The sequence below is a fragment of the Sphingopyxis sp. Q841 genome, assembly GCF_052384365.1.
Classification (GTDB): Bacteria; Pseudomonadota; Alphaproteobacteria; order Sphingomonadales; family Sphingomonadaceae; genus Sphingopyxis; species Sphingopyxis terrae_A.
In genome coordinates, this window is the sequence record NZ_JBQSUM010000002.1 from 931066 (window position 1) to 949176 (window position 18111).

Below are 18111 nucleotides of genomic sequence, written 5' to 3' on the forward strand. Positions count from 1 at the left end.
TCGAATATCTTGATTCTGTTCTGACCAATATGGTCGAACATTACATATATTTTGTCAACCATTGTGTAAGCTAAATTGGTATGACCAATTTTACGCCCCGCAATCGAACCCCTGTCAGGGGACGAGCTGGCTCGCCAGCCCCGGCACCGCGACAGCGAGGGCCTGCGTCACAAGGCGCGCCGTGACTTCAGCGCCAACGGCGCCCAGATGCGTATAATCGAACTTGCGCGTCACCTGCCCCCGCGCGCCCTTGCCGGTAATCGGCGGCGGCGGTGGCGGCGCGGGACGCGCCGCGAGCGTGGTCCCCGCTCTGGCTGCGGCAAGCTCCTCGTCGCTCGGCGGCTCCTGTGCCAGCTGCGTCGCCGTCTCGGCGCCCATCTTCTGCACCTGCGCCGCGCTCAACGCATTGAGATCGACCAGCGGCACGTCCATCGCCTTGGCGACGTTGCGAACCTGATCCGACCAGCTTGCAAGCGTGTTGCGAAGCTCGCCATCGCGAAACTCGCGGCGCGTCAGCGGCGTCACGAGCACCGGGACCGCCCCCGCCGCGCGCACGTCATCGACGAAGCGCCGTAAATTTGCAGGAAATTCGGTCGTCTCGTCTGTCCAGCGTTCGGCCTTGCTCGACTGATCATTGTGCGCGAACTGGATGAGCACATAGGTTGCGCGATAACCCGGCACCTTCGCTTCGCCGAGCGCGATGTCCCAGCTTCCCTCCTGGCGGTAGCTGCGCGTGCTGCGACCGCCGCGCCCGGCGTTGACGCACGCCACCGACGATTTGACATGGCCGGCACAGAAGGCGCCGCCCCAGCCGCTGTGCGGCGCCATCGTCGAATCGCCGACGAGGATGATCTTGTAGGGCGAAAGCGGCTCGGCATCGGTCCGCTCGCGCTCCTTGGCCTGCGCGCCGCCGGCAAGCGCGGCGGCGAACAGCGGAATGGCTAACCAGCGCATATCCTGTCCCTTCTGCTATGGATTACATCGTCACGAAAAATAGAGCCCGCCGTTGACGTCGAGGCAGACGCCGGCAAGAAAGCTCGCCGCAGGCGATGCAAGATAGGCGATGGTATCCGCGACCTCGTCGGGATGGCCTTCCCGGCGCAGCGGTGTGTTTCCGGCGGTCGCCGCGCGGCCCTCCGGCTTCGAGAAAATGTCGTGAAAGCTTGTACCGATCAGTCCGGGGCAAACCGCATTGACGCGGATACCCTGCGGCCCCAATTCCTTTGCCATCGACCGCGTGTAGGTCATCAAGGCGCCCTTCGCGGTGGCATAAACCGATGCGCCGGGGCCGCCGCCGTCGCGTCCCGCCTGGCTCGAGACATTGACCACCGCCGATCCCTCGCCGAGGAAAGGCAGGGCAGCCTGGAGGACGAGGAAAGCCGATTTGAGGTTGAGCGTCATGACATGGTCGAAGAAGGCTTCGTCCATCTCGCCCAGCGTCTTGCGCGCGACCATGCCGCCGGCAAGGTTGACGAGAATGTCGAGGCGGCCGCTGAACGCGACGCCGACCTCGTCGAGCATTGCGCGCACCGCGCCGCTGTCGGTCACGTCGGCCTGGACCAGAAAGGCGTCGCCGCCCGCGTCACGGATCGCCTGCAGCGTTGCTTCCGCGGCTTCGCGGCCGCTGTTGTAATTGATCGCAACGCGCGCTCCGGCGCGCGCGAGCGCGATCGACACCGACCGGCCGATATCGCGGCCACCGCCGGTGACGAGCGCAGTTTTCCCTTGGAGATTCATCGAATTCTTTTCCTTATTCTTGGGTGTTGCGGGGCGCAGTCGCGACGGGTTCGACGCGGCCGCCGATCAGTCGAAATGCGAGGAAGGAGAGCGGAACGATCGCCGCCGACAGCGCGAAGATCGGCGCATAGCCATTCTTTGTGAGGACCGGCACGAGCCAGGTGGTGATCAGCGTCCCGGCGACCGCGGCGGTGCCGCTTATCCCGGCAAGGCTACCGACCGCCCCGCCGCCGAAATAATCGCTCGGCAGCGTCTGGATATTGCCGATCGCCATCTGGAAACCGAACAATATCCCCGCGATCAGCAGGACTGCGCTGAGCGGATCGTCCGCACCGATCGTCGCAAGCAGCGTGGGGAGCATGATCGCGCAACCAATGCCGATCGTCAGCGTGCGCGCCTTGTGGACGCTCCCGCCGGAAGCGATGATCCGCCCCGCCAGCCAACCGCCGAACAGGCTGCCCAGCATGGCGCCGACGAAGGGAACCCAGGCGAATAGCCCGATCTGCTTCACGTCGAAGCCGAAGGTCTCCGCAAGGTAGATCGGCAGCCACGATACGAACAACCACCACACCGGATCGAGGAAGAAGCGTGACAGGATGACGCCCCAGCTCTGCCGATGGCGGAGAAGTTCGCCGAGCGGCACGCGGCGATCATCGCCCGGCCCGGCCTCGGCACGGCCGGTCAGAATATGCTGACGCTCCGCTTCGCTGAGCCAGGGATGATTTTCAGGGTCGCCTTTGTAGAACCATAGCCACGGAACCAGCCAGACGAAGCCCAAGATACCGACGATCAGGAAGGTGCCGTGCCAGCCGAACTGGACGAAAAGCAATGCGACGAGAGGGGCCGAGACGATCCCGCCCAGCGACGCACCGGCGTTGAATATGCCCTGGGCGAGCGCGCGTTCGCGCGAGGGAAACCAGAGCGCATTGGCCTTGGCCGCGCCTGGCCAGTTCCCCGCTTCGCTGAGCCCCAAGGTCGCGCGCAGCACGCCGAGCAGCGGCATCGATCGGACAAGCGCGTGCGCCGCGATCGACAGCGACCAGAAAAGGATCGAGATGGTGAAGCCCATCCGTGTCCCGATCGCGTCGAACACGCGCCCGAACAGCGACTGACCGAAGGCATAGGCGATCATGAAGATTGTTACGAGCAGCGCATAATCTTCCTTGGTGGCGCCAATGTCTTTCGACACTTCGGGCCACATCACCGCGAGCGCGTTACGGTCGATATAGTTGATGACGGTGGCGAGGCCGATGAGGCCGATCACGCACCAGCGCAGGCCGCCCTTCATTTTGCGCCTCCCTTGGCAAGATCGAAGCGGCCGACGGGGCCGGTCCATGAATGCGCGGCACCGTCGATCGTGACGCTGTGCAGTGCGTCCGCCGCGACATTATCGGCCACCGCGACCGCCAGACGGCGGCCGCCGGCCAGCGTGATGGCCACGAGGTCGACATTGCCGAGGCGGCGGTGGTCGAGTTCCACAACCCGCGCGCGGCTGCCGACGACTGTCTCGGCCGATGCGTCATAGGACCCATGCGGTTCGAGCAGGCTGACGAAGGTCGCGCTATCGGCGCCGTCGATACGCTGGATCAGCACAGGCTGCCGGCGCAGGTTGAACTCGGGGTCGTTTGCGCCGCTTTCCGCGAGGATGAAGCGGGCGCCCGCGGGCGGCGCCATATGGTAGCTGTAGAAGCGGTTGCCCTGCATGAAGGTGAGCCGCGCTGCCTTGCCCGCCACCTTGTCCGCCGCGCTGCCCACGCCATCGATCCACAGATGCTGGTAGCCGTTTGCGGTGCCCAGCACCGGCCGCTCGGCCAGCTTGCGATCGAAAACGATATCACTGTCGATAATCTGTCCGGAAAAGTGCAGCGGCAGGTCAAAGCGATGCCTGCCGCCGCCAGTTCCACGGAGGATATCGAGAATAAGCGGATTGCCGAGCCCGTCGATGTCGAGCAGCAACAGCGCGCGGCGGATCGCGACACCCTTGTATGCGCCGTCGATCGCCGCGATCGAATAGCGCGTGGGACCATCGAGGCGGCTCGCGAGCTGCTGGGTGGGAACTTTCTCTCCCACCTTCCAGTCGCCCGCAAAATGGCTTTGTTCGTCGACGACGAGCGTATTGTGCGCCACCGTCGCACTCGCCCAGCTGTCGTTTTCGGGGAGGTAACGTCCGCCGCGCTTCGCCTCGACATTCAGGAAGCGTGCCGCGCCATAATCGGTGACGACCGCGCCGGTCTCGTCATAATAGAGCCAGTTCAGGCGGTCGAAATGTCCGTGCCCCATGCCCTGCACGGTATTTTTGACGACGAGCAGCGGGCCGGTCGCCGTCGGCCGATCGCGCAGCAGGACAAGCGCCCCGCCCTTGCCGTCGGGCCCGTCCGACAGCAGCCGCGAGGCAAAGGGCCACGGCTTTGCCTTGCCTGCCGCAACGTCCACCGCCAGCGCTTCGCCCGCGGGTGTCAGCACCGTATGCCCCTGCCGCTCGGCGATCGACAGAAAGACGGGATCGCGCGTCGCGGCATAGGCTATTGCAACCGCCTGATAGAGCTCATCGGTGCGCAAGCTCTTGTCGGGCATCGCATCGTTGATCGGAAGGAAATAGCCGTCGTGGGTGACGTCGATGGCGGTTCGCACGGCTTTCAGGACGATGCCGCCGCGATAGTCGAAGATCTTGCGCTGCGGTTCGTTGGCGTCGATCGCGGCAGCGAAGACCACGAAGGGCATCAAGGCATAGCGCTGATAATAGGGGCCTTCGGCGTAATAGCCGTCCGGCGAGAAGAGCAGGTCGAGCTGGCGCAGGAAGCCCGTCTTGCCGCTCTTGTCGAGCCCCAGCAAAGCCTTGTCGACCAGATCACGGTCGCCCAGCAAATAGCCCGCGAGCCCGACGCCGGCGCAGGCCCAGGTCGCATGATTATGGATCCGGCCGATCACCTCAGGCGACCCATCGGACAGGAATTTCGCCATCGGACGGATCGCGCCATCGTCGATGCGCGCGCGCTCGGCGGGGGTCAGCGCATCGCGGATCTGCGCATAGCCCTGCACCGCATTGACGAGGAAGACGCTGTCGTTGAGGCTCTGCCAGAACAGCCGGCCGGCCGCCTGGTTCGCAGCCGCCGGGTGCGGCCCGAGCGTCGGATAAAGCTTGGCATAGGCGAGCAGCAGGTCGCGAACATGGTCGCGGTAGCGGACGTCGCCCGTATGCCGGTAGAGCTGACCGCCCTCGAAGATGATCCGGTAATTGCGCTTATGCTGTTCGTGGGTGAAGCCGCCGCCCGGATCCTTCGGCACGGGCACATTGATCCCCGCCCGGATCGACGCCTCGACATCGCGTTTCGCCGCTTCGACTTCGGCCGCGAACAACGGCGCATAGGATCGGGTGTGCTCTGCGGAAGGCGGCGGCGCGGCGACGGCAGCCGTGGCTGGGACGGCAGCGGCGAGCAGAAGCGCAAGGGATCGCATCATGGCCGCGCCTCCATGGCATTGTTCGACAGATCTGCGCGCAGCGGGCCTTTATAAACAAGTTCTTCCACCCGCGGCGCCGGGGTGGCGGCAAAGCTGTTGCCGCTGATCCGTGTGTCGGGCGCGCCGACCGAATGAATGATCGCAATCGCGCCCGATTTCGCGAACGCATTGGCCGCAATACGGACATGCTGCGCACCCGAAATGCGCAGCGCCACGCCGTCAGTGCCGCTGTCGACCACATTCGACCCGGTCATCGCAAACCACGGACCGAAGGTGCTTTCGTCCGTCCCCTTGCGCAGCAGATCGGCAATCATGCCGACGGCGGCAAAACTGCTGTCCGCGATCGTCAGCCGCTCCATCGGATACCAGCCTTTCGGCTCCTGTTCGCCGGTCCCGTCGATAATGACACCCATGTCGGCGAAGCTGCTGTTCGCAATGATGATGTCGTCAGCGAAGGTTCCCGGCGCCATCGAGACCCCGGTGAGGCGCCCCTTGGCCGGTCCCCGCACTGACACGCCGTCGAGGGCGACCGCATAATTGGGGGCAGCGCCCGCTTCGATCGCGATCAACGGCCCGGCGCCTTCGGCGGCGTGCGCGTCGATCGCCAGATTTTCTACCCGCAAACCACCGCCGCCGACGATCCGCGCAAGCTGCGAGACGATGTGGAGCACGGGCTTTGCGTCTTTGGCGCCGGCGATGGTCAGCCGGTGGCGCACCGTCAGCGGCGCTGGAATATCATAGGTGCCAGTCGCAAGTGTCAGCGTGTCGCCGGGCTGCGCGCCTGCGACCGCCGCGGCGAGCGACGCGCCCGCGGCAACGCGGCGCGTGACGCCAGCGCCGAACGCCGCTTCGGGCGCTGTGCTTCGATACCAGCTGGCACCCACTTCGTCGCGCGTCACCGGACGAAGATCGCGCGGTGCGCCAATGGCGGCGAGCGCCGGGTCGGTCGGATACAGCAGGCCGTTCGCGCCGCGTTCGAGCGTGACCTCGCGCTGCTCGACCCCTGCGCCAAGCAGCGGCGTCGCCACGCGCGCCTCGACATTGTCGGCGAACGCAATGCCGTCGATTGCGCCTTCCGCCCGGAAGGGGTCCTGTCCCTTAGCCCCGACGAGCAGGTTGCGATCGAACCGGCTGTCGACGGGCGGGGCCGAGCGTTCGGCATCGGCACCGGCGGCAAATGTGATGCGCGCGGCGTCGATGATACTGTTGCCCTCGATCCGCGCATTGGCGACCTGATGATAGCGATTGATCACCGAATTGGGGACGCCGTTCATCACACTGATCGCGCTCTTGAACGAGGTGCCCGCAAGCCCCTCCAGATAATTGTCGCGCACGACCTGATCGCGATTGATGACGCGCACGCCGCCGGTGTCGGGAACCCCCTGGCCGAAGAAGATGTTGCGTTCGACAATGTTGCCGTTGCCGTGCCGCAGCACGAAAGCGCCCTGCGAGGCGAGCACAAGATTCTCGCGAATGATATTGCCGCCCGATTTGACCGACACGATCTCGACTTCGCCGCTGCAGCGATCGAAGATGTTGCGCTCGACGAGCGTGTGACTGTCCGACAGCGATTCCTCGCTCGTCCCGATGCGGATCGTCTCGCCTCCATTCGATCCGAGCGGCGGGCGCGGTCCGAAATAATTATGATCGATGCGGTGCCGGTTATCGAGCGGATCGCCCGCCTTGCGGATAACCGCCAAGGTAACGCCGCTGTTTGTCTTGCCCTCGAAATGCGAATGATCGACGCGGTTCCCGGTCCCATAGAGCGCGACCCAAATATCTTCTGCACGGCGGTCGGCCTTGCTGAAACCGTCGATCACCACCTCGGTGACGCGCGAATCGCGCGCCAGGTCGGACGAATTGCGCCGGAAGGAGATGACCTCGGCGGTCGGGCTCGCGCCGTCCTTGAAGACGAGGCCCGACACGACGAGGTGGCGACCCGCCAGTCGCAGGTTCGACTGACCGGTGAGAACGACCTTGCCCTTGGTTTGCGCCGCGAGGGTGATCGGCTTCGTCGCGGTACCGGTGCCGACGAACAGCGCCTGAAAATCGCGCCATTCGCCGTCGGCAAGCAGGATGGCGTCGCCGGGTTTCGCCGCCTTGACTGCCGCGCGGAACTGCGCGGGATCGGACACGAGCAGGTCGCGTGCGTTCGCCGGCGCCGCGGCGGACGCGAGAAGCGCTAGGATCAGAACCGAACCGATTTTCAATGCCTCATCCTTTTATCTTGCCCTGCGCCGTCACCCCGAGCGCCCTAGAAACGCACCGACGCGCCGAAGGTGATCCGGCGATCGGGCAGCCCCTCGAAGCACAGCAGTGCCCCGTCATTGACGCAATATTGCGAGATTTTCGACTTGGAGAGGTTGACCCCTTCGACCCCGACACTGAGGAAGCTGTTGATGTCGTACGAAATGCTCGCATTGAGCTGTCCCCGCGCCGCGGTCACGACCGGAAAGCCGAAGGTGCTCGCAAGCGTCGCGCCGCCGACGGTGTCCAGCGTCCGGAATGCGCTCCGCCATGTGTAGCGCGCACGGGCCGACAGCCCGTATTTTTCGTAATAGAGCGTCAGATTATAGGCGTGCTTGGAAAAGTCGAGCAGCCCTTGCTTCGCGGTTACCGGCACGAAATCGGCATCATCGTAGATGCCGTTGATAGCATTGAAGATATCCGTGCCGCGCGTCGCCGAGCTGTTGACCGCCTGGCCGCCGCCGAATTTCTGATAGGTGTAGTTGGCGACGATCCCGAAGCCCGATGCGAAGCCCAATGTTTCCTCGAACTGCGACAGATCATATTGCAGCGCGACTTCGACGCCGGTCTGCGTCGTACTGCCGCTGTCGTTGATCGTCGTCAGGATCGGGACGCACATGCCCGATCCGCCGATCGGCGATAGCTGGTTGCGAAACCCGATCGGATTATAGATGCCGCCGCCCTCGCACGGCGCGGTGATGTCGCGATAGCCATTGGCGTCAAGCGGCGCATCTTCGAGCTGGGTGACGAAAAGGTCAGTACGCTTCTTGTGAAACACCCCGACGCTAAGCACCGACGAAGGCGCGAAGTACCAGTCGATCGAGGCGTCATAGGAGGTGACGGTTTCGGGGCGCAGATTCGGATTGCCGATCGAGACCGCCGCGTTTTCGCTCGTGACGAACGATACCGAGGTCGACAACAGGTCGAAATCGGGGCGGTTGATGTCGCGGCCCCAGCTGGCGCGCAGCAGGATATTGTCCGCAACATCGGCGACGAGGTTGAGCCGCGGCAACAGCTTGCTGTAGCCGCCCCGGGTGACGACCTGCGTCACATTGGCGCCGGTGATCGAATTGCCGATCGAATCGAGGCTGGTGTCGAGCCAGCGAAGACCGAAATTGCCGCGTACCGGGCCGATCTCGAAATTGGCCTGACCATAGACCGCGTTGGTCGTCTCGTTGATCGAGAAATAGCCCGCCGAATTGGCCGATGCGTCGTTGAGTGCGCGCTGGCCGGGCGCCGCCAGCAAGGCGGCGCGCAGGATGTCGAGTGTACCCTCGCGATCGCTGAAGGCGCGGTTGGGGTCGATAAGCAGAAAGTCCTTGAAGAAAAGCGTCCGGCCGTCGGCGTCGCCGAAATTGTTCGGACCGCGAACCAGCAGATCGGCAAACAAGGTGCCGCGCGGACTGTCGTTGAGGCTGCTGAGCGTGAGCGTCGAGCCGACATCGTTGAAGGTGCTGGACGACCGGTTGAAGCGATAGCCGACGTCGAATGAGGTGAAGAAGGGCGTCAGGTCCGCGACATCGAGCGACAGATCGATGCGCGCCGCGTCTTCCTTGTTGCGCGTGCTGTCATTGCCGATCGACACCTGCTGCAACACGACATTGGCGGGGTCGAGCAATTGTTCGACCGTCGGCGCAAAGGGCGAGTCAAAATTGATCCCGAAGGCAAGCGATCCGCCCGACAGGTCGTAGATGAAGGGGACCGCATTGTCGTTCCCGGTAAAGACCGGAGCATTAGGGTTGAGGAAATTCAGCGTCGTGCTGAGATCGGGATTTCGCGTGTTCGAAATCGAACGCGATGCCTCGACGCGTCCGGTCAGCCGCCCGGCGTCGAACTCGGAGCCGAGCCGGTAGATTTCGCTCTTGGTCAGGCGGGCCCCGACATCGCTCGAGAAGCGCAGATTGGGGTCGTCGCGATCGACCGCGATATTGGGCTCGATCGTGCCCGTCTCGGCGACCCGGATACTGCCGAGCTTCACGCCGTCGAGCGAGCCGAAATCCACGGTCTGGAAGGATGTCGGAACGCTGTAGTCGAGCAGCGCGTTGACCCCCGACCCCTGAACGCGCGAGCTGTCCTGCCGCCGCTGCTGGTCGTTATAGATGGTATCGAAATAGAATTTCACATGATCGCTCGGCGCCCATTCGAGCGTTCCGGCGAAATTCTTCGTCTCATATTCGAAATTTTCGAGCTCCTGGTTGAGGAACTGGATGCCGACGAAGTCGAAGTCCTGGGCGGCCGGGCGGCGCGTCGGCTGATTTTCAGCGACGCCGCTGCGGACGACGGTCGCGTTGACATTTTCGACGAGCCCGCCGTCGCGATCGACGCGCGGACGGAAGGACGTCGCCTCCTGCTGGGTGTAGCTGCCGCTTACCACCAGTCCGATCTGGCCGATACCCGTCGACCATTTGTCGCCGAACGTTGCCGAGATACGCGGGCGGACGCTCTTCGACAGTTCGCTATGCTCGCCCTGAACGCGCGCCGCGAGCAGCATTTCCTTCAGGTCGAGCGGGCGAATGGTGCGCAGGTTGATGGTGCCGCCCACTGATCCCTCGATCGTCTTTGCCTCGGGAGCCTTGGTCACTTCGACCGACGCGATGATCGACGCGCTGACATCCTCGAAGCTGATGCCGCCCCGCCCCGACCCGGAGCCGACGGTCGAAACGCCGTTGATCTCGACGCGATTGTCGTTGGTGCCGCGAATCTGCACGCCAGTACCGACCCCGGCTTCGCGCGTGATTTGCACCCCGGTGATGTTCTCGAGCACCTCGGCGAGATTCTGGTCAGGCAATTTCCCGATGTCTTCGGCCTGGATGACTTCGATCAGATTGTCGGCGTTACGTTTTTCAGTGAGCGCACTCTGCAGCGAACTACGGATGCCGGTCACGACGATCGCATTGTCGTCCGCAGCATCGTCCGACTGCACCTGCTCCTGAGCCAGGGCGCTGGCGGGCGCGAGCAGCGCGCAGAGCGCGACCCCGGAAACCCATGCCGTCACCAGCCGCGACGCCCGCGCCTTGCGGCGCAGCCCAACATAATCCCGCATCATGCCTCTCCCCAATTGGCTTGGTATTTCGGCTAGGCATAATCTTCATACCTATATTGTCAACAAGGCAGCGAAAATATCCTTCTTTTTGTCATACCACTTTGTTGACGAATTATGATGCCATCCATCCCGCCGGCGCGTCATGCTGCGCCCGATTTGCATCGCCCTTCCCAGCGCGGCGGTATGGCGCGGGCCCTCTCTCGATTTTGGCAGACCGGCCATCGCCGACACGGCGAGCGTTAAGCGACCCAGATCGGCTCGTCGAAAACAGCCCCGGGCTCTTGCTTCGTTCACGATCACTGGCTGGCACGGATTAACGCATGTTCTCGATCAAAAAGTCGATAAACACGCGCGCGCTTGCACAGCGCGTGTGGGTCGATACCGGCGAGGTTCGGATCTCGGATTGAAAAGCAATCTGCTCCAAGCGCTGGTCGCGGGAGCCGCCAAAAAAAGGCGCGCACTGTGCCCAGCCTTGTTCCGAAGTGGTGCGCCCGACAGGATTCGAACCTGTGGCCCCCAGATTAGGAATCTGATGCTCTATCCTGCTGAGCTACGGGCGCGTCGGCGCTCGTTTAGCGGGGCAAGGCGCGCAGCGTCAATCGGCGCGGTCAGTTGATGGCGTCGGGCGGCGCGATCGGGACGAGCAGTGGCATGGCGGCGATCCCGTCGTCATGCAGCGCCTGCGCCTCTTCGGGCGAGGTCTGCCCGTGGATCAGGTCTTCGGGCGCGCGGCCTTCGTGCATCGCACGCGCAGCATCGGCAAAATCGCGTCCGACCCAGCGCGATTGCGGCAACATCTCGGCCTGCTTCGCGGCAATCGCGGCCAGGACGGTGCGGATCATTTCGGCGGACGGCGGCGCATCGGGTGCCGGTGCGGGTGTCGGCGCGGCGACAGCCTGCTGGTTCGACTTGGCGCCGATGCGCGGCGCCATCACCGCCTTCTTCACCCTGCTGTCGCCGCATATCGGGCAGGCGATCAGGCCGCGCGCCTGCTGGTCGGCGAAGCTGTCGCTGCTCGCAAACCAGGCCTCGAACCGGTGATCCCCGGCGTCGCAGCAGAGATCGAAGACGATCAAGAGTCAGCCCGCGCCGAGCAGCGGGTCGAGCCCGCCCCGTGCATCGAGCGCCGCCAGATCGTCGCTGCCGCCGATATGCTGGCCATCGATGAACACCTGCGGCACCGTGCGGCGACCGCCAGCCCGTGCGACCATCGCGTCGAACCCGGCGCGGTCCATCGTCACGTCGATCTCCTCGAACGCGGCGCCCTTGTTCTCGAGCAGCGCCTTCGCCCGCGTGCAATAGGGGCAGAGGAATTTGGTATAGACTTCGATCCTGGCCATGGGACTGATTTCATCCTTTCACCGCTGCATATCGGAATCGAGCGCCGCAAAGTCAAATGGCGCGGCATTGTCCGGCACATCGTGGACGACGCGCGCCCAGCAGAGCGCCGACACGCGCGCGGCACCGCTACGGCGCAGCGCCCGCGCCGCAGCACGCAGCGTTGCCCCGCTCGCATGCACATCATCGATGAGGACGAGGTGCCGACCCGCCGCGCGCGCCTTGGCATCGGGCGCCAGCGCGAAGGCCCCCGCGACGATCTTCTCACGCTCGCGGCGCCCCTTGCCGCGCAGCGCCGCGGTCGCCCTGCGCCGGACCAGCAGATGCGGATCATGCGCCGCGCCGGTCAGCCGCGCCAGTTCGTCGGCGATCAGCGGCCTGATTGAAGCCGCGCGACCAGAGCCGCCAGCGGTGCAACGGAACGGGCACGAGCAGCGGTTCGGCTTCGCCCGCCAGCGCCTCGAAAGGCCGCGCCATCAGGCGCGCCATCAGCCGGGCATGGCCGAAGCGCCGTCCATATTTGAGCCGTAGCGCCACCGTCCGCGCGACGGGCCCATAGGCCAAAGCCGCTGGCGCGCCGTCGAACGGGGGCGGATCGGCCAGGCACGCGCCGCATTCGCTCGCGACACCGGGGAGCGCCGTCGGCAGCGGCACCGAACAGCAGGCGCATGCAGGGCCATCCAGAAAATGCAGCGAATTCCAGCAATCGAGGCAGAACTGCCCGACCTCACCCACTACCAGGCCGCACCCCGGACAACGCGGCGGCAGCGCATAATCGAGCAGCGCCGTGCCCAGTCGCCGAATGCCGCGCGACAGGACGGGCGCCGCCGGCGCCGGCGCATCATCCTCGCTGTCTTCGGCCATCGTCGCCAGCGGCCTCTTGTGAAACATCGCGCCCGGCGGCACAAGCGCGCCCATGTCGCAGCCGCCGCCGCTCTTTTCCGCCGCCCGCCACCGCGCCCAGCGCGACCGGCTGGCGCGCCTGCCCCCCGACGCCAATTTCCTTGCGCCGATCCTGGCCGAAACGCTGCTCGACCGGCTGGAAATGGTCACACGCGACTTCGACCGCATCTTGCTGATCGGCGCCCATGATGCCGCACTTGCCGACGCGTTGCGCGCACGCGGGCGGGCGCTCGACCTCTTCGAGGCCGGACCGCGGCTCGCCGCGGCGACCGGCGCGATGGTGGGTGAGGTGGATGCAATCGACCTGCCGCTCGGCCAATATGATCTGATCTTCTGGCCCGGCGGTCTCGACGCCGTGAACGACGTTCCGGGTGCGCTTGTACGGCTGCGCGCGCTGCTGGCGCCCGATGGCCTGCTGCTCGGCGCCTTTGTCGGCGACGGCAGCCTGCCGCGCCTGCGCCGTGCGACGATGGCAGAGGGGGTGCGCACCATCGCGCGGATGCATCCGCAGATCGACCTCGCCGCGATGGGCAATCTGCTCCAGCGCACCGGCTTTGCGTTGCCCGTCGTCGATGTCGAGGCGCTGACCGTGCGCTATGCGGCGCTGCCGGGGCTCGTGCGCGATCTGCGCGCGGCGGGCCTCACGAGCCGCCTCACGCCGACGCCGCTGCCGCTCACACGCGCCGAAGCCGCGCGCATCGCGGCCGCCTTTGCCGAAGGCGCCGACCCCGACGGCCGCATTGCCGAGCAATTCCGTATCATCCATTTCAGCGGCTGGGCGCCGCACCCCGACCAGCCCCGTCCCGCCCGCCGCGGCAGCGGCACGGCGTCGCTGATCGACGCGCTGTCTCCCCGCCCCTAGGTCGGCTGCGCAGTTCGGCGACCGGCGCCTATTGCTTCGCCATGTCGAGCGCGACATCGACGATCATGTCTTCCTGTCCGCCGACCATCTTGCGGCGGCCGAGTTCGACGAGGATCGCGCGCGTATCGAGGCCGTGCTCGGCCGCCGCTTTTTCGGCATGTCGGAGGAAGCTGGAGTAAACCCCCGCATAGCCGAGCGTCAGTGTCTCGCGATCGACGCGCACCGGGCGGTCCTGCAGCGGGCGCACCAGTTCCTCGGCCGCATCCATCAGTGCGAACAGGTCGCAGCCATGGTTCCAGCCATATACATCGGCGGCGGCGATGAAGACTTCGAGCGGCGCATTGCCCGCCCCTGCCCCCATGCCGGCGAGGCTGGCGTCGACGCGGATCGCACCATTCTGCACCGCGACGATGCTGTTCGCGACGCCGAGGCTGAGATTGTGGTGCGCGTGGACCCCGCGCTGCGTCTCGGGCTTGAGGACGCGGTCGTAGGCGGCGAGGCGCGCTGCATAACCGTCCATCGTCAGCGCGCCGCCGCTGTCGGTGACATAGACGCAATGTGCGCCATAATCCTCCATCAGCTTCGCCTGGTTCGCGAGCGCGTCGGGCTCCGACATGTGGCTCATCATCAGGAAGCCGGATACGTCCATACCCAGCCCCCGCGCCGCCTCGATATGCTGTTTCGCGACGTCGGCCTCGGTGCAGTGGGTCGCGATCCGCACCGAGCGAACGCCAAGGTCGTATGCACGCTTGAGGTCGTGAACCGTGCCGATGCCCGGCAGCAGCAGCGTCGTCAGCACACTATGCTCGAGCACCTCGGCAACTGCGCCGATCCAGTCCCAGTCGGTGTGGGCGCCGAAGCCATAGTTGAAGCTCGATCCCTGCAGACCATCGCCGTGCGACACTTCGATCGCATCGACCTTTGCGGCGTCGAGCGCTTTCGCGATCGCGCCGACATGGTCGAGCCCATATTGGTGGCGGATCGCGTGCATTCCGTCGCGAAGGGTGACGTCCTGGATATAGAGTTTGGTCGTGGTCGGGTCGAAGCTCATGCGGCCACTCCTTCGTTCATGCGGAGCGCGATCTTCTCGGCGGTCTTGAGTGCCGCCGAGGTCATGATGTCGAGATTGCCCGCATAGGCCGGCAGATAATGCGCCGCGCCTTCGACCTCGAGGAAGACGCTGACCTTCAGGCCGGTGAAGCTGCCGCCCATTTCGGGAATGCGTAAGGGCGCATTGCCGCCGATGCTTTCGAACTGGACCGCCTGCTTGAGGCGATAGCCGGGGACATAGGTCTGTACTTCGGCGACCATGTCCTCGACCGACTGGCGGATCGCCGCACGGTCGCCGTCGTCGCACAGGCAATAGACGGTATCGCGCATGATCAGCGGCGGCTCGGCGGGGTTGAGGACGATGATCGCCTTGCCGCGCGTCGCACCGCCAACCTTTACGATCGCCTCGCTCGTCGTTTCGGTGAACTCGTCGATATTGGCGCGCGTGCCGGGGCCGGCGCTTTTCGACGCGATCGAGGCGACAATCTCGCCATAATGCACCTTGGCGACGCGGTTCACGGCCGCGACGATCGGGATCGTCGCCTGCCCGCCGCAGGTTACCATGTTGACGTTATCGGCATCGAGGTGCGCGACCCCGTTGACCGGCGGGATCGTATAGGGACCGATCGCCGCCGGTGTCAGGTCAACGACGCGCTTGCCGTGGGCGATCAGTGCCTCGCTATGGTGCTTATGGGCGCCCGCCGAGGTTGCATCGAAAACGATTGCGATATCGGCGAATCCCGGCAGCGCGATCAGGCCATCGAGTCCTTCGGCGGTGACCGGAATGCCGAGGCGTTCTGCGCGCTTGAGACCATCAGATTCGGGGTCGATGCCGACGAAAGCGCCCATTTCGAGCACGTCCGACAGGCGCATGATCTTGATCATCAGATCGGTGCCGATGTTGCCCGACCCGATGATCGCGACTTTGGTCTTCGTCATTGTCCGGCTCCATAGGTGAAGCTGCAAGTGCCGATGCCGGCGATGCGCGCCTCGACCTGATCGCCGGAGGTCAGCGCGACCATCGGCCCGAGCGCACCCGCGAGCAGGATATCGCCCGCCTTCAGCGGCTCGCCGCGACTCGCGAGCGTCTGCGCGAGCCAGGCGGCGGCGTTGAGCGGGTTGCCGAGCGCGGCCGCGCCGACGCCGGTCGATGCGACCGCGCCATTGACGGTCATCTCCATTGCGGCGCCTTCGAGGTCGAGTCCGGCGAGCGGCGATCCCTCGTCGGCCAGCACGAAGAAGGCCGAGGAGCCATTGTCGGCAACGGTGTCGGCGAAGGTGATTTTCCAGTCGGCGATTCGGCTGTCGACGATCTCGATCGCCGCGTGAACGCTCGCGACCGCCGCCGCGACCTGTTCGGTGGTCGTATCGGGATCGGACAGGTCGCCGCCAAGGATGAAGGCGATCTCGGCCTCGGCCTTCGGCTGGATCGTCCGTGCCGGATCGAGGCGTCCGCCATCGGCGACGCGCATGTCGTCGAACAGGACGCCGAAGTCGGGCTGGTCGACGCCGAGTTGCGCCTGCACCGCCTTCGCGGTCAGCCCCGCCTTGCGCCCGACAATCCGCCGGCCCTGCGCTTCCCAGAAGCGCGTGTTGATCGTCTGCACCGCATAGGCGCCCTGGACATCGATCGGTTCCAGCGCATCGCGGAGCGGCGGAACAACCCCGCCCCCATAAGCATCGCGCAGGCGACGGGCGACGGCTTCGTGGGTTGCCGTCATCGCGCCTTGCCCGGATGGACGGCGCCGCAGTGGCCGCAGGTGCGCAGTTCCTCGCTGGCGTAGAAGGCTTCGAACAAGGGCGGCAGATCGCGGACGATGCTCTGGAGCTGCACCTCGACGCGATGGACGATATGGCCGCAATCGTCGCAATACCATTGGAAGGCGTCGATCAACCCGTCGGGGCGCTTGCGTTCGATAACGAGGCCGACGCTGGCCGCGACGGGGCGCTGCGGCGAGTGCGGGACGTTCGGCGGCAACAGGAAAATGTCGCCTTCGCGGATCGGCATGTCCTTCGGTCCGTCATCGGTCCACAGGCGCAGGTTCATGTCGCCCTCGATCTGGTAGAAAAACTCCTCGAGTGGATCGACGTGATAGTCCGTGCGCTGGTTCGGACCGCCGACGACGGTGACGATGAAGTCGGCATCCTCCCAGATCTGCGCATTGCCGACCGGAGGTTGCAGCACCTCGCGATGATCTTCGATCCATTCGCGAAAGTTGAAGGGCAGTCCATAGGTCAGCATGGCGTCATCCTTTGGGCGCGCGCGGGATGAAGGCGGTAGCCTTGATCTCGATCAGCAGATGCGGGTGGGGAAGCTGGTGGACCGCGACGGTCGTCCGCGCGGGACCGGCTTCGTCGAAATATTCGGCATAGACAGCGTTATAGCCGCCGAAATCGTTCATGCTGACGAGGAAACTCGTTACGTCGACGACGTCGGCTAGCGAGCCGCCCGCGTCGGCAAGGATCGCGCCGATATTCTCGATCACCGCGCGCGTCTGCTGCGCGATGTCGAGGGTGACCGTGCCATATTCGTCAGCCGAAGCGCCTGCAAAGCTGTTGTCGGCGCGGCGCGAACTGGTGCCCGAGACGAAGACGAAATCGCCGGCGCGGCGATAATGCGGAAAGCGGCCACGCGGGCGCGCCTTGCCAGGGATCACCCTGCCCCCTCTATTTTCGGCGTTCTCGCTCATGCCGCCCCTCCCTTGATCGTGAAGCCGACGCGGCCGAGATGACCGGCGTCGAGCGACACGCTGCGCGCAACGCCAATCGCGGCCGCGGCGGTCGCGCCGCCGAGCATTATGGTCCAGCCCGGCTTAAGCACCAGCCCCGCCGCCCCCGCAAGCCGCGCCGCGGCGACGAGCGAGCGGATCGGATCGCCGAGGATCGCCGCGCTCGTCCCCGTCTCCACAACCTCGCCATCGACGCGCATCGTCATCGCGACGTCCGACACGTCGGTATGGGCGGCAAGCCACGGCCCGGTGACGAAGGCCGACGACGACGCATTGTCGGCGATCACGTCGCCGAGCGCGAAGCGGAAATTCTCGTAGCGGCTGTCGATGATCTCGAGCGCTGCGGCGACCGCATCGACCGCCGCGAGCGCTTCCGCACGCGTGACCTCGCCCGCGAGCGGCGCCTTCAGTAGCACAGCGACCTCGGGCTCGACGCGCGGGTGGATGAAGCGTGCGCGCTCGATCGTGGAGCCGTTGACGACGACCATGTCGGAGGTCAGCCGGCCCCAGATCTGGTCCTTGAGCCCCATCTGCGCCATCTTGGCTTCGCTGGTGAAGCCCATCTTGACGCCAACCAGCGTCGCGCCGCGCGCGAGGCGATGATCGATCGCGGCGCGCTGGATGGCATAGGCGTCGGCGAGCGGCAGATCGCCCGCCTCCCCCGTGATCTGCGGGATCGCCTTGGCCTCGCGGGCGGCGGTGTCGAGCCTTGCGGCGATGGCGGCAATGTCGGCCATGAGATC

At 65.4% G+C, this 18111-nt stretch carries 15 protein-coding genes, 1 tRNA gene and 1 pseudogene; 1 reads left to right on the forward strand and 16 read right to left on the reverse strand.

Annotated elements, in window-relative coordinates; genetic code table 11:
* Positions 1 to 114: 114 nt before the first annotated feature.
* From ACT17R_RS14770 to ACT17R_RS14815, 10 genes and pseudogenes are all read right to left on the reverse strand, one after another.
* Positions 115 to 954 carry a rhamnogalacturonan acetylesterase gene (locus ACT17R_RS14770; RefSeq protein WP_444809725.1) on the reverse strand — a complete coding sequence of 280 codons (840 nt, stop codon included), beginning with the start codon at positions 952 to 954 and terminating at the stop codon, positions 115 to 117.
* Positions 955 to 984: 30 nt separating this feature from the next.
* On the reverse strand, positions 985 to 1737 hold the full coding sequence (locus ACT17R_RS14775; RefSeq protein WP_444809726.1) for an SDR family NAD(P)-dependent oxidoreductase: 753 nt from the start codon (positions 1735 to 1737) through the stop codon (positions 985 to 987).
* A 13-nt stretch (positions 1738 to 1750) separates the two neighbouring features.
* Entirely contained in the window at positions 1751 to 3025 is a 1275-nt protein-coding gene (locus tag ACT17R_RS14780; protein ID WP_202988243.1) for an MFS transporter, read from the reverse strand.
* Positions 3022 to 5196, reverse strand: a complete 2175-nt coding sequence (locus ACT17R_RS14785) for a heparinase II/III domain-containing protein (RefSeq protein WP_444809727.1) — start codon at positions 5194 to 5196, stop codon at positions 3022 to 3024. Before ACT17R_RS14785 ends, ACT17R_RS14780 begins: the two co-directional genes overlap by 4 nt.
* A complete protein-coding gene (locus ACT17R_RS14790; protein ID WP_444809728.1) occupies positions 5193 to 7406 on the reverse strand; it encodes a chondroitinase-B domain-containing protein in 2214 nt (737 codons plus the stop codon). The genes ACT17R_RS14785 and ACT17R_RS14790 overlap by 4 nt, the downstream gene beginning before the upstream one ends.
* A gap of 44 nt (positions 7407 to 7450) precedes the next feature.
* A complete protein-coding gene (locus tag ACT17R_RS14795; RefSeq protein WP_202988241.1) occupies positions 7451 to 10489 on the reverse strand; it encodes a TonB-dependent receptor in 3039 nt (1012 codons plus the stop codon).
* A 480-nt stretch (positions 10490 to 10969) separates the two neighbouring features.
* Positions 10970 to 11046 (reverse strand) — tRNA-Arg (locus ACT17R_RS14800).
* Between the two features lie 48 nt (positions 11047 to 11094).
* The gene (locus ACT17R_RS14805; protein WP_062900831.1) at positions 11095 to 11562 is read right to left on the reverse strand and encodes a DUF1178 family protein; all 468 of its coding nucleotides are present in this window, start codon (positions 11560 to 11562) and stop codon (positions 11095 to 11097) included.
* 3 nt (positions 11563 to 11565) lie between these two features.
* Positions 11566 to 11826, reverse strand: a complete 261-nt coding sequence (grxC, locus tag ACT17R_RS14810; RefSeq protein WP_062767121.1) for a glutaredoxin 3 — start codon at positions 11824 to 11826, stop codon at positions 11566 to 11568.
* Between the two features lie 18 nt (positions 11827 to 11844).
* Positions 11845 to 12688: pseudogene (locus tag ACT17R_RS14815) on the reverse strand (double zinc ribbon domain-containing protein).
* Between the two features lie 52 nt (positions 12689 to 12740).
* Between ACT17R_RS14815 and ACT17R_RS14820 the strand changes: the two are divergent.
* Complete coding sequence (locus ACT17R_RS14820; RefSeq protein WP_062900833.1) at positions 12741 to 13589, forward strand: methyltransferase domain-containing protein; 849 nt, start codon at positions 12741 to 12743, stop codon at positions 13587 to 13589.
* Between the two features lie 28 nt (positions 13590 to 13617).
* Here ACT17R_RS14820 and dmpG read toward each other — a convergent pair whose 3' ends face one another.
* The 6 genes from dmpG to ACT17R_RS14850 are packed head-to-tail and all read right to left on the reverse strand — an operon-like array spanning position 13618 to position 18105.
* A complete protein-coding gene (dmpG, locus tag ACT17R_RS14825) occupies positions 13618 to 14640 on the reverse strand; it encodes a 4-hydroxy-2-oxovalerate aldolase (protein ID WP_062900834.1) in 1023 nt (340 codons plus the stop codon).
* A complete protein-coding gene (locus tag ACT17R_RS14830) occupies positions 14637 to 15578 on the reverse strand; it encodes an acetaldehyde dehydrogenase (acetylating) (RefSeq protein ID WP_062900835.1) in 942 nt (313 codons plus the stop codon). Before ACT17R_RS14830 ends, dmpG begins: the two co-directional genes overlap by 4 nt.
* A complete protein-coding gene (locus ACT17R_RS14835) occupies positions 15575 to 16360 on the reverse strand; it encodes a 2-keto-4-pentenoate hydratase (protein WP_062900836.1) in 786 nt (261 codons plus the stop codon). The genes ACT17R_RS14830 and ACT17R_RS14835 overlap by 4 nt, the downstream gene beginning before the upstream one ends.
* The gene (locus tag ACT17R_RS14840; protein WP_062900837.1) at positions 16357 to 16881 is read right to left on the reverse strand and encodes a 3-hydroxyanthranilate 3,4-dioxygenase; all 525 of its coding nucleotides are present in this window, start codon (positions 16879 to 16881) and stop codon (positions 16357 to 16359) included. Before ACT17R_RS14840 ends, ACT17R_RS14835 begins: the two co-directional genes overlap by 4 nt.
* Before the next feature lie 4 nt (positions 16882 to 16885).
* The gene (locus ACT17R_RS14845; protein ID WP_062900838.1) at positions 16886 to 17329 is read right to left on the reverse strand and encodes a RidA family protein; all 444 of its coding nucleotides are present in this window, start codon (positions 17327 to 17329) and stop codon (positions 16886 to 16888) included.
* On the reverse strand, positions 17326 to 18105 hold the full coding sequence (locus ACT17R_RS14850; protein ID WP_062900839.1) for a 2-keto-4-pentenoate hydratase: 780 nt from the start codon (positions 18103 to 18105) through the stop codon (positions 17326 to 17328). The genes ACT17R_RS14845 and ACT17R_RS14850 overlap by 4 nt, the downstream gene beginning before the upstream one ends.
* Positions 18106 to 18111: the final 6 nt, after the last annotated feature.

Coding starts and splice junctions, on each gene's coding strand:
- ACT17R_RS14775 (WP_444809726.1), bottom strand. CDS start 1,737: ATGAATCTCCAAGGGAAAACTGCGCTCGTCACCGGCGGTGGCCGCGAT.
- ACT17R_RS14840 (WP_062900837.1), bottom strand. CDS start 16,881: ATGCTGACCTATGGACTGCCCTTCAACTTTCGCGAATGGATCGAAGAT.
- dmpG (WP_062900834.1), bottom strand. CDS start 14,640: ATGAGCTTCGACCCGACCACGACCAAACTCTATATCCAGGACGTCACC.
- ACT17R_RS14780 (WP_202988243.1), bottom strand. CDS start 3,025: ATGAAGGGCGGCCTGCGCTGGTGCGTGATCGGCCTCATCGGCCTCGCC.
- ACT17R_RS14770 (WP_444809725.1), bottom strand. CDS start 954: ATGCGCTGGTTAGCCATTCCGCTGTTCGCCGCCGCGCTTGCCGGCGGC.
- ACT17R_RS14835 (WP_062900836.1), bottom strand. CDS start 16,360: ATGACGGCAACCCACGAAGCCGTCGCCCGTCGCCTGCGCGATGCTTAT.
- ACT17R_RS14845 (WP_062900838.1), bottom strand. CDS start 17,329: ATGAGCGAGAACGCCGAAAATAGAGGGGGCAGGGTGATCCCTGGCAAG.
- ACT17R_RS14820 (WP_062900833.1), top strand. CDS start 12,741: ATGTCGCAGCCGCCGCCGCTCTTTTCCGCCGCCCGCCACCGCGCCCAG.
- ACT17R_RS14795 (WP_202988241.1), bottom strand. CDS start 10,489: ATGATGCGGGATTATGTTGGGCTGCGCCGCAAGGCGCGGGCGTCGCGG.
- ACT17R_RS14830 (WP_062900835.1), bottom strand. CDS start 15,578: ATGACGAAGACCAAAGTCGCGATCATCGGGTCGGGCAACATCGGCACC.
- ACT17R_RS14785 (WP_444809727.1), bottom strand. CDS start 5,196: ATGATGCGATCCCTTGCGCTTCTGCTCGCCGCTGCCGTCCCAGCCACG.
- grxC (WP_062767121.1), bottom strand. CDS start 11,826: ATGGCCAGGATCGAAGTCTATACCAAATTCCTCTGCCCCTATTGCACG.
- ACT17R_RS14850 (WP_062900839.1), bottom strand. CDS start 18,105: ATGGCCGACATTGCCGCCATCGCCGCAAGGCTCGACACCGCCGCCCGC.